Origin of the sequence: Desulfocurvus vexinensis DSM 17965 (genome assembly GCF_000519125.1) — a bacterium.
Lineage (GTDB): Bacteria > Desulfobacterota > Desulfovibrionia > Desulfovibrionales > Desulfovibrionaceae > Desulfocurvus > Desulfocurvus vexinensis.
In genome coordinates this window covers 60,474-71,332 of record NZ_JAEX01000015.1, presented here as the reverse complement: position 1 = coordinate 71,332, position 10,859 = coordinate 60,474, and the positions used below count along the sequence as shown (strand labels likewise).

Below are 10,859 nucleotides of genomic sequence, written 5' to 3'. Positions count from 1 at the left end.
GACAGCTCGCTGATCTCGGCGGCGGCGGACCCGCTGCGCTCGGCCAGCTTGCGCACCTCGGCGGCGACCACGGCGAAGCCCTTGCCGTGCTCGCCCGCGCGCGCGGCCTCGATGGCGGCGTTGAGCGCCAGCAAATTGGTCTGGCGCGCGATCTCCTCGATGATGGTAATCTTCGTGGCTATTTCCTTCATGGCGTGCACGGTCTGGGTCACCGCCTGGCCGCCCTGGGCCGTGTCCTCGGCGGCCTGCTGGGCCATCTTGCCGGTCTGGCGCGCGTTCTCGGCGTTCTGGCGGATGTTGGCCGTCATCTGCTCCATGGACGAGGAGACCTCTTCCACGCTGGCGGCCTGCTCCGTGGCGCCCTGGGACAGGCTCTCCGACGAGGCCGACAGCTCCTGCGAGCCCGAGCTGACGTTGTCCGTGGCGGCCTGGACCTCGGCGACGATGCCGCGCAGCTTCTGGCCCATCTCGCGCATGGACTGGGCCAGCCGCCCGATCTCGTCGCGGCTGTTCACGTCCACGTCGGCGGTCAGGTCGCCCCCGGCGAAGGACTCGGCCATGGCCATGCCCTTGCGCACCGGGCCGATGATGCCCCGGGCGATGATGAAGGCCAGGGCCGCGCCCAGGGGGAAGGCCACGGCCATGAGGATGACCACCGCCCGGCGCGTGGCGTCGGCGGCGTGCAGCATCTGCTCGTCGGTCATGATGCTGGCCCGCACGGTCTCCTGGGTCTTGCCCAGCAGTTCCTGGACCTTGCGCAGGCTGGGCTTGGTCTGCCCCGCGTAGATATCCAGGGCCTGCTGGCGCCGGGCCATGCGTGCGTCGTGCCAGGCGATGAGCTCGTCGATGGCCGCCAGGGTGGCCCGGGCGTGGGCCGTGGACGTTTCGGCGAAATACGCGCTGGCCTGGGCGCGCTGGCCCTGGGCCAGCAGGGCGTTGATGCGCGTCACGGACTGGTGCAGGGCCCGGTGCGGTTCGAGGATGGGCTCCACATGGGCGCGCAGCTCGGGCTCGCGGTTCATGGCCTGGGCCAGCTCCGGGGAGCCGAGCCAGCGGCCCAGGTCGCACAGGGCGCTGTCCTCCTGCACGGCGGCGCGGGTGGCCGCCGGGTCGGCGAACACGCGCAGCACGGCGTTCATCCACGCCACATGGTCGGTCTTCTTCTCGCGCAGGAAGGCCCCCAGGGCCGGGTCCACCGTCACGAAGCTCTCGCGGATGTGCGCGGCGGACTCGTGCAGCTCGCGGTGCGGTTCCTCCACCTCGGCCAGCAGCGGCGCGATCTGCGGCACCAGGCGCTCGGCCTCCTTGCGGCCCTCGCCGTAGTACCATTTGCCGAAGGCACACTGGGTGGGGTCGAGCTGCACCGCCAGCTCGGTGACCTCGTCGTCGGTGAGGTACGCCGCCACGTGCTCGGCCCAGACGAGGTGGTCCACCACGCGCTGGGTGAACTCGCCGCGCAGCCGGTTGCCGCCGATGACCTCCTCCGCGTTGCCCACGATGCCGCCGATGCCCACGATGGCCCACGTGCCCACCCCGGCCAGCAGCGCCAGCACCAGGCCGAAGCCCACCGTGAATTTCCCGCCCAGCCGCAAATCCCGCCAATTCATGATGCCCCCCTCCAGGCTGGCCCTCCGGCCGAAAAGCTCTGGAGGGCGTCGAATTGTGCATTATTGCGCGAACAACGGCCGCGAGTCAAACCATAATAAAAGACTAGGGGTATGCGCGATCGTGCGGATTGGGGGAACCGGGGCGGGCGGACAGGACGTTGCGAGACCGCAGGAGCGGCGGCGGAAGTGTGGCCGGGGAGGCGGCGGACCCGGGCCGGGTGTCGCGGCGGCGGGCCTCCCGTCCCGCCGCCGCATCCCGCAACCGGGGAGGCTTCTACAGGCCGAAGTACCGGCAGCCCGCCACCACACCCATGCCCACGGCAACGGTGCCGAAAAAGCTGCGGGTGAGGATGGCCGTGGCAAAGGCCGGAACGGCGGCCAGCAGAAAGATGTTGCCCGCATCGACGCGCAGGACGCCGTCGTCCAGCAGCACGCCCTGGGCCAGCATGGCCGAGAGCACCGCCGTGGGCACGAAACTCAGGAAGCGGCGCAGGCCCGGGTGCAGCTCGCGCGAGGCCAGGGCCAGCAGGGGCAGGGCCCGGGGCAGGTAGGTCACCCCGGCCATGGCCGCGATGGTCACGAAAATCAGCGTCTGGTCCATGCCGACACTCCCGCGCCCAGGCCCGCAGCACCCAGGGTAGCCAGGATCACGCTCCACTGCCCGGCCCCGGCGTGGTGCAGCCACAGGGCCAGCCCTGCGGCGGCCAGCCCCGCCAGCACATGCACCGCCCCGCGCACCTGACCGACCACCAGGGCGATGAACATGGCCGGAAGGGCGTAGTCCAGCCCCAGGGGCCGCACGTCGGCCACCGCCGCGCTGGCCGCCACGCCGAGCACCGTACCCGCCACCCAGGCTGCCTGGGCCACGGCGTTGATGCACAGGGTTTCGCCGACCCCGGCCTCGCCACGCACGAAGCGCAGGCTGTGCAGGGCGAAGGTCTCGTCGGTGAGCTGGAAGCCGAACCAGGCCAGCCGGGACGCGGGCCAGCCGCGCAGGTGCGGCGCCAGGGACGCGGCCATGAGCACATGGCGCAGGTTGACCACGAAGGTCGTGGCCGCAACGGACAGCGGCGAGGCCCCGGCGGCCAGCAGGCCCACGGCGATGAGCTGCGCCGAGCCCGCGAAGACCAGCACGGACATGAGCACCGTGTTCAGCGGCGACAGCCCGGTCTTGAGGGCCAGCACCCCGTAAGCGAAGCCCACGGGCAGGTAGCCCAGCACCACGGGCGCCGTCTGGCGCAGGGCCCCGGTCAGGGCCGGGGGCGCCCAGCGCGCCCTGTCCATGGTCGGCATCCGCACATCCATCCCCTTGCAGCCTCCCGCGCGGCCCGGCCCCGGCACCCGGGGCCTCCGGCCACGTCGAGGCTTGATTCCAGCACGGGTTCTGTTATCAGAACAGATACAGTTCACCAGAAAAACAACCATAACAGTTTGGAGCCCCCCATGCCCCCCCGCGCGGGAAGCGACGGCTTCCGCTACCAGACCGTGGAGCGCCACGTGCGCGAGCTCATCGAGACCGGGGCCCTGGCCCCGGGCAGCAGGCTGCCCTCCCTGCGCACCCTGGCCGCGCGGATGCACGCCAGCATCTCGACCATCAGCCAGGCCTACCTGGAACTGGAGGCGCGCGGGCTGGTGGAGTCGCGCCCGCGCTCGGGGTTTTTCGTGCGCCAGGCCCGGCGGCGCCTGCGCCCGCCCGGGGCCGGGCCCGCGCCCTGCGGCCCGCGCGCCGTGACGCGCAGCGGGCTCATCGGCACGGTGCTCGAATCCGTGGGCGACCCCCGGCTGACCCCGCTGGGCATCATCTGCCCGGCAAGCGAGCTGCTGCCCGCCCGGCAGCTGGCGCGGATCATGGCCGAGGTTGTCCGCCAGGCCCCGGAGGCGGCCCTGCAATACAGCCCCATCCAGGGCCACCCGGACCTGCGCCGCCAGCTGGCCGTGCTCGGCCTGGAGGCGGGCGCGGCCTTCGGGCCCGACGAGGTGCTGGTGACCCAGGGCGCCATGGAGGCGCTCTACATCGCCCTGCGCGCCGTGACCCGGCCTGGCGACACGGTGCTCGTGCAGTCGCCGACCTATTTTTGTTTCCTGCAGCTGCTGGAAAACCTGCGCCTGCGGGTGGTGGAGGTGCCCTCGCGGCCCGAGGGCGGCGTGGGCCCCGCCGACATCCGCGCGGCCCTGGAGCGCTTCGAGATCGCGGCCTGCATCCTGTCGGCCAACTTCAACAACCCCGACGGCGCGCTGATGCCCGGCCCGGCCAAGGCCGAGGTGGTGGACATGCTGGCCCGGCGGGGCGTGCCGCTCATCGAGGACGACGTGTCCGGCGACCTGCACTTCGGCCCGCACCGGCCCGAGCCCCTCAAGCACTACGACCGCGCGGGCGGAGTCATCCTGTGCTCGTCGTTCTCCAAGACCATCTGCCCCGGCTACCGCCTGGGCTGGATGGTGCCGGGCCGGGCCCTGGCCAAGGCCCTGGAGATCAAGGCCACCACCAACGTCTGCAACCCGGTGCCCACGCAGATGGCCGTGGCGGCCTACCTGCGGCGCGGGCTGTACGAGCGCCACCTGCGCGCCCTGCGCAAGGCCATGGAAACCCAGCGCGACACCATGCTGCACCACATCGGCCTGCATTTTCCCGAGCAGACGCGCGCAACCCGCCCCGGGGGCGGGGCCGTGCTGTGGCTGGAGCTGCCGCGCCAGGTGGACGGGGTGGATCTGTTCTACAGGGCGCGCGAGCGCGGCATCGGCATCGCCCCGGGGTCCATCTTCTCGACCCTGGACCGCTTCCGCAACTTCATCCGCCTGTCCACGGGCGGGGTCTGGAACCAGGACCTGGCCCGGGGCATCGCCGCCGTGGGCGCCATGGCCGCCGAGATGGCCGCCGCCCCCGGCCCGGCCCCTCAGTCCTGAAGGCTGCGGCCCGCAGCCGTGGGCACCTGGACCTTGATGCGCACCCCGCGCCCGGGCTGGGCGGACACGTCCAGCCAGCCGCCCAGCAGCCCGGCGCGCTCCTCCATGCTGCGCAGGCCCATGCACCGCCGCCCGCCCCCGGGCGGGGCCGCCGGGTCGAAGCCCCGGCCATTGTCGGTGACACTCAGGATCACCCACGGGTGCGAGGCCACCAGGCGCACCTCGGCCCGGTCGGCTCCGGAGTGCTTCTCCACGTTGTGCAGGGCCTCCTGGGTCAGGCGGTAGAGGTTGATCTGCGCCTCGGGGGCCAGGGTCACGCCGTCCATGCCCGCGGCCATGAACTGCGCGCGAATGCCCGTGCGCTCGGTGAATTCGCGGCAGTACTGCTCCAGGGTGCGCACCAGCCCGAGCTCGTCCAGGGCCGAGGGCCGCAGGTCGTAGGCCATGTCGCGCACGGCGCCGATGCACTCCTGCAAGCGGGCCGAAAACTCCCCGGCCCGGCGGCGCAGCTCGGGCGAGGCGTCGGGGTGCCCGTCGAAGAGCACGCCCGCGGCGATCTTGAGCGACGACAGGGTCTGGGCCACACCGTCGTGCAGGTCGCGGGCGATGCGTCCGCGCTCGCGCTCCTGGGTGCGCATCAACTCCTGGGACAGGTGGCGGATCTGCTCGCGGGCGTTCTTCACGTCGGTGAAGTCTTCCAGCACGCCGTTGACGTAGACCAGCTCGCCCCGGGGGCCGTAGACCGCGCGCCCGCCCAGGCGCGCCCAGATGATGCCCCCGTCCTTGCGCCGCAGGCGTGTCTCGAACTGGAGCACCTCGCCCTCGGCCTGCAGGCGCCCGTAGAAGCGGGCCCGGTCGTCGGGGTCCACGAACAGGCGCGTGGGCACGCCGCTCACGGCGCGCAGCAGTTCGTCGGGGTTCTCGTAGCCCAGCACGCGGGCCATGGCCCGGTTAACGTTGAGGAACACGCCCTCGGGGGTGCTCTGGTAGATGCCCTCCACGGCGCTCTCGAAGATGCTGCGGTACTTCTCGCGCGCCTCGTGCAGGTGCTCCTGGTTGCGCCCCAGCTCGGCGGTCATGGCGTTGAAGGCCCGGCCCAGCTCGCCGAACTCGTCGTCGCTGGGCATGCGCACCACATGGCGCAGATCCCCGCGCGACACGGCCTCGGTGGCCTCGAGCAGGCTGCGCACGGGCCGCAGCAGCCGGCGCACCAGGAACCACATCACCAGCAGGGAGGAGCCCAGGGTCACGGCCACCGCCGAGAAGGGATGGCTCACGGCGATGGCGCGGACCTCGCGGTCCAGGGCCAGTCGGGTGTCGTCCACCGGGGCCAGCACCTCGTCCAGGGGCACCAGCTCGGCCAGGCTCCAGCCCGGCGCGCGCAGGGGGTGGAACGCCGCCAGATGGACCCGCCCCGCGATGCGCACCCGGCGGGCGCCCTGCCCGCCCGCGACCATGGCCTCGGCCAGGGCGCGCACCTCGGGTTCCGTGGACTGCGTCAGCTTGCAGTCCAGGGGCTGCCCGCGCTCCAGCTGCTCGCGCCCGGCGTCGCCCAGGCCCAGGTCCGCCGCCCTGTCCAGGGGCAGGGCGATGACCGAGCCCCCGCGCGCCAGCAGGATGCCGAAGCCCCGGGTCGCGGTGGGCCGCTCCATGTCGGGCGCGTCTGCGGGCCGGTCGCGCAGCACCTCGCGGACCATGTTGTCCAGCGAGAAGTCCAGCCCGGTCACGCCCTGGAAGCGGCCGTCGGCGGTGTAGAAGGGCGTGGCCACGGTGACCACCAGCCCCTGGCCCACGGTGTCCTGGTACACATCGCTCCACCGGGTGGCGCCGGTGGGGTTGTGCTCCGGGGTGCCCAGCAGGAAGCAGGGGTCCGTGCGGCAGTCGAACTCCCAGCGCGGGGCCATGCGCTCCACCAGATGCACGTTGGGGAAATAGCGGAGCACCGTGTCGTCGAGCATCAGCCACGCGGCAGCCGCGCCGGGGCTGGTGAGCATGGCCGAGGCCAGGGACTTGTCCAGGTGCGACACGGCGTTGATCCGCTGGCGGGTCGCGGGGCCGATGCTGTCCGCCCCCCAGTAGACCGAGGACACCAGGGCCTGGTCCGGGTTGGAGAAGATGCCCTTGTCGGCGTGGAAGGTGAAGGACTCCTCGCCCCAGGCGCCCCGGGTGCCGAACAGGTCGATGTGCTCCAGGTGGTAGGCCCCGCGCTCGGCCAGGCTGCGGGTGGTGGCCGCCGCGTTCTGGAACAGGGTCTCGTGGCGCAGGGCCCGCTCGCGCACCAGGCCGAAGAGCGCCCGCCGCGCCTGGTCCTCCACGCCCTGGGCGCTGATGTCCACGGAAAAATCGCCCAGGCGGTGCAGCGCGCGCACGGACAGCAAGGCCATGAGCAGCACGGCCAGGGCTACGGACCCCAGCGCCATCAGCATGATGCCCCTGCCCAGCGAGGAACGCAGAAACTGTTTCACCCGGCCTCCTGTCTTCTGCCTGACCCCGGCTCCGCCAGGGCCACACGCATCTTCCCCCGGGCGCGGCCTTTGGTCAACAGCCGCCAGGCCGCCTGGACAACGCCGGGCCCCGCCTGTACCCTGGGGACCGCACCGCGTGCCCGCCGGGCGCCGAGGAGTCCGCCATGCCCGTCCGCTGCCCCTGGGCCCAGAGCCCCGCCGAGATGACGGCCTACCACGACACCGAATGGGGCGTGCCCCTGCACGACGACCGCCGCCATTTCGAATTCCTGTGCCTGGAAAGCGCCCAGGCCGGGCTGTCCTGGCTGACCATCCTGCGCCGCCGCGAGGGCTACCGCGCGGCCTTCGCGGGCTTCGACCCCCAGGCCGTGGCCCGCTTCGACGCCGGCCAGAAGGCCGCCCTGCTGGCCGATGCGCGCATCATCCGCAACCGCGCCAAGATCGACGCCGCCGTGCACAACGCGGGGCGCTTCCTGGACATCCAGGCCGCCTTCGGCTCCTTCGACGCCTACATCTGGCGCTTCGTGGACGGGCGGCCCGTGCAGGGCGACCGCAGCGACCGCAACCCGCCGCCCGCCACCACCCCGGCCTCCGAGGCCCTGGCCCGCGACCTGAAGGCCCGGGGCTTCAAGTTCCTGGGCCCGACCACGGTCTACGCCCACATGCAGGCCGCCGGGCTGGTCAACGACCACCTGGCGGACTGCTTCCGCCACGCGCAGTGCGCGGCCCTGGGGGCTGCGGCGGCGAAAGGACGCTAGCGGGCCGTTGAAAAATTCCTTTTCCCGGGCCGCCCGAAATGATGAGATGGCGGCGCGCCGCAACCCAGGGTCGGCGCGTGGTGCAACAGGCGCGCGGGCTCTGGTTGTGCGGGCGGCGCGGCAGCGCCCCGTTCCGCAGCCGCCCGCCAGGCCGGGCGTCCCTTTCCCCCGCTGGTATGGGGCTTCACCCTCTTCATAATGCAAGGAGTACCGTCATGAAGGAAGTCCGCGACAAGGCGCGTGAACTGATGAAAGGCTACTGCCGGGTCTGCCCCGTGTGCGACGGACGGGCCTGCGCGGGCGAGGTGCCCGGCATGGGCGGCCTGGGCTCGGGCGCGGCCTTCAAGGACAATCTCGCCGCCCTGGCGGCCCACAAGCTGCGCATGCGCCTGGTGCACGGCGCCGTGGCGCCGGACACGTCCACCCAGGTCCTGGGCCTGCACCTGGACATCCCCGTGCTGGCCGCGCCCATCGGCGGCGTGTCCTTCAACATGGGCGGCAAGGTCGAGGAGGCCGACTACATCGCGGCCAAGCTGGAAGCCTGCGTGCAGGAGGGCATCGTGGGCTGCACCGGCGACGGCGTGCCCGACTTCATCCACCAGGCCGGTTTCGCGGCCATCCACAAGGTCGGCGGGCAGGCCATCCCCTTCATCAAGCCCTGGGAGGACGCCGAATTCGACGCCAAGCTGGCCAAGGCCGAGGCCACAGGCGCCACGGTCTTCGGCATGGACATCGACGCCGCAGGGCTCGTGACCCTGGCCAAGATGGGCCGCCCCGTGTCGCCCAAGACGCCGGAAAAACTGGCCGCCATCGTCGAGAAGGTGCCCGGCAAGTTCGTGCTCAAGGGCGTGATGACCGTGGAAGACGCCCGCCTGGCCCTGGAGGCCGGGGTGGACGCCATCGTGGTCTCCAACCACGGCGGGCGCGTGCTGGAGCACGCCCAGGGCTCGGCCCGCGTGCTGCCCGAAATCGCGGCCTTCGTGGGCGGGCGCATGGCCGTGCTGGCCGACGGCGGCGTGCGCTCGGGCGCCGATGTGCTCAAGATGCTGGCCCTGGGCGCCGACGCGGTGCTCATTGGCCGCCCGTTCAGCGTGGCGGTCATGGGCGGGCTCAAGGACGGCGCGGCGCAGTACATCCGCCAGCTCAAGTCCGAGCTGACCTCGGCCATGGTGCTCACGGGCTGCGCCAACGTGGCCGACGCCGGGCCGGGCATCCTGGCCCCCGCCGGGCGCTGACCCGGGCCGGGCCCGGGCCGGACCCAAAAACGCAGGGGCGGCCCCACAGGGCCGCCCCTTTGCGCGCCCCCGCCAGGCGCGCGCCCTGCGCCCGGGCGGACAGGCCGGACCGGGCGGCAACAACCGGCCCTCAGCGCTCCAGGCGCACGCGGGCCACCTGCGGCGCGCCGCGCTGCACGGTGCGCGCGTAGCGCACCGCCGGGTGGCCGAAGGTCATGCAGTAGCCCGGGCAGTGGTCCGCCGGGATGCCCATGGCCGCGCGCAGGTCCGGGGCGATCTCGGTCAGCGCCCAGTGGGCCAGGCCGTTCCACAGCGTGCCCAGGCCCAGGCCCGTGGCCACGAGGTCGAAGGTGGCCAGGGCGATGTGGCAGTCCACCTCGGGGCTGGGGCCGTCCGCCGGGCTGGTGGCGATGAGCAGGTGCGGCGCGCGGCGGAAGATCACGTCCACGCCCTTGTCGGCCCACAGCTCGGCGAAGCGGGCGAAGAATTCCAGGCGCGGCGGCAGCGTTCCGGCCCGGGCCGCCGCCCCGATGGCCGCCAGGCACCGCTCGCGCAGCAGGGCCAGCTGCTGCGGGTCGTCCACCACGGTCAGCCGCAGGGCGCGGTTGTTCACGCCCGTGGGCGCGTGGCCGACCACGTGCAGCAGGCGCTCCAGCAGCTGCGGGGCCACGGGCTCGTCCGTATAGCGGCGCACGCTGCGCCGGCCCATGACCAGGGCTTCCAGGCGCTCCGGCCTCGGCCAGGCCCCGGCCAGGTCCTGGCTGCGCTCCGGGTCCAGCCCCATGACGGACAGCGCCCCCGTGGGGCACACGGCCAGGCAGTGCTGGCAGCCGATGCACTGCCCCTCGCGCCCCGCAGCCGGGACCGGGAACCCGTCGTCCGTGGCGATGCACAGGTAGGGGCAGTCGGCGGCGCACTCGCCGCACAGGATGCACTTGCCGGGGTCGATGCGCAGGTCGAGCATGGGCACTCCTTGGGTGAATGGAAACGGGCGCAGCTTTATGCATAGCACGGCGCGGCGCGGCGCAAAAGCCCCCCGGGCTCAGGGCGGGGCTGTGGCGAAGAAAGGCCGCCCCGCCAGCCAGTCCGCCGCGCACTGCGCCACCCCGCGCGCCTGCATCAGGCCCACGGCGCGGGTCATGACCAGGTACCCGGCCTCCAGGCCCAGGGCGGCGGAGCCTTCCAGCAGGCCCTCCTGCACGGCCCCGGCCAGCTCGCGCTGCAGGGCGTAGCTGGGGATGGGCGCCAGGGGATCGCGCAGCTCCACGCTCAGGCGGCAGGCCTCCACGCTCACGGAGTTCCAGCCCCGGCAGGCCAGGGGCCGGGCCGCGTGCACCGCGCAGGCCCCGTCGCGCAAGAAGGCGCACGGCGTCAGGTGGCGCACGTCGCCCAGCTGGCGCCGGGTCAGGCCCCGGATGACCCCCAGCAGCTGCTGCACGCGCCCCGCGGCCTCGTCGCGCTCGGCGGGGCCGAAGCGTTCGAGCACGTGCAGGCCCAGGTACACGGCCTCGGGCGGGGTCAGGGAGACCTGGTTGTAGCAGCAGTGCAGGCAGCCCCGGGCGCAGGCCACGGGCGGGTCGAAGTCCAGGTCGTGGAGCACGTCGTCCAGGGTCGCGTAGGCCTGCTGGACCACCTCGCAGACCCCGCGCACCCCGGGGCCCGATTCCAGGGCCCGGGCCAGGGCCCCGGCGCAGCCCTCGCGCAGGCGGCGCGACAGCGCCTCCTGGGCCGGGGTCAGCCCTCCGGCGGGCTCCGCCAGAACCGGAAGCCCGGGCCGCAGCCCGCCCGCCGGGCGCCGCACGCCCACCCTGCCCCCTCGCACCGAACGCCTGGACCGAGAACCCATGCCGCACCCCGCAGGGGAAGATTGGGTCACGGCCAGCGGGCAGT

Annotated in this window: 9 protein-coding genes; 3 read left to right on the top strand and 6 right to left on the bottom strand. The window is 73.0% G+C overall.

Annotated features, from left to right (window positions below):
* From G495_RS0110995 to G495_RS0110985, 3 genes are all read right to left on the bottom strand, one after another.
* Positions 1–1,607 (bottom strand): methyl-accepting chemotaxis protein (locus G495_RS0110995; RefSeq protein WP_035251806.1); only part of this gene is annotated, 1,607 nt, incomplete at its 3' end.
* A gap of 274 nt (positions 1,608–1,881) precedes the next feature.
* Positions 1,882–2,208 carry an AzlD domain-containing protein gene (locus tag G495_RS0110990; protein ID WP_028587853.1) on the bottom strand — a complete coding sequence of 109 codons (327 nt, stop codon included), beginning with the start codon at positions 2,206–2,208 and terminating at the stop codon, positions 1,882–1,884.
* Positions 2,193–2,900: an AzlC family ABC transporter permease gene (locus G495_RS0110985; RefSeq protein ID WP_035251803.1), complete on the bottom strand. Its 708-nt coding sequence runs from the start codon at positions 2,898–2,900 to the stop codon at positions 2,193–2,195. The genes G495_RS0110990 and G495_RS0110985 overlap by 16 nt, the downstream gene beginning before the upstream one ends.
* Positions 2,901–3,050: 150 nt before the next feature.
* Between G495_RS0110985 and G495_RS0110980 the strand changes: the two genes are divergently transcribed.
* Positions 3,051–4,511: an aminotransferase-like domain-containing protein gene (locus tag G495_RS0110980; protein WP_156939682.1), complete on the top strand. Its 1,461-nt coding sequence runs from the start codon at positions 3,051–3,053 to the stop codon at positions 4,509–4,511.
* Here G495_RS0110980 and G495_RS20430 read toward each other — a convergent pair.
* On the bottom strand, positions 4,502–6,976 hold the full coding sequence (locus G495_RS20430; RefSeq protein ID WP_051445288.1) for a PAS domain S-box protein: 2,475 nt from the start codon (positions 6,974–6,976) through the stop codon (positions 4,502–4,504). The two genes, G495_RS0110980 and G495_RS20430, sit on opposite strands and share 10 nt — an antisense overlap.
* A gap of 164 nt (positions 6,977–7,140) precedes the next feature.
* Here G495_RS20430 and G495_RS0110970 point away from each other — a divergent pair, with 164 nt between their 5' ends.
* Positions 7,141–7,734, top strand: a complete 594-nt coding sequence (locus tag G495_RS0110970) for a DNA-3-methyladenine glycosylase I (RefSeq protein ID WP_028587850.1) — start codon at positions 7,141–7,143, stop codon at positions 7,732–7,734.
* A gap of 215 nt (positions 7,735–7,949) precedes the next feature.
* Positions 7,950–8,969: an alpha-hydroxy-acid oxidizing protein gene (locus G495_RS0110965; RefSeq protein WP_028587849.1), complete on the top strand. Its 1,020-nt coding sequence runs from the start codon at positions 7,950–7,952 to the stop codon at positions 8,967–8,969.
* Positions 8,970–9,099: 130 nt separating this feature from the next.
* Here the strand turns inward: G495_RS0110965 and G495_RS0110960 are convergent, their stop codons facing one another.
* Both G495_RS0110960 and G495_RS0110955 read right to left on the bottom strand, forming a co-directional pair.
* The gene (locus tag G495_RS0110960) at positions 9,100–9,933 is read right to left on the bottom strand and encodes a nitroreductase family protein (RefSeq protein WP_028587848.1); all 834 of its coding nucleotides are present in this window, start codon (positions 9,931–9,933) and stop codon (positions 9,100–9,102) included.
* A gap of 78 nt (positions 9,934–10,011) precedes the next feature.
* On the bottom strand, positions 10,012–10,776 hold the full coding sequence (locus tag G495_RS0110955; RefSeq protein ID WP_051445287.1) for a YkgJ family cysteine cluster protein: 765 nt from the start codon (positions 10,774–10,776) through the stop codon (positions 10,012–10,014).
* Positions 10,777–10,859 lie beyond the last annotated feature (83 nt).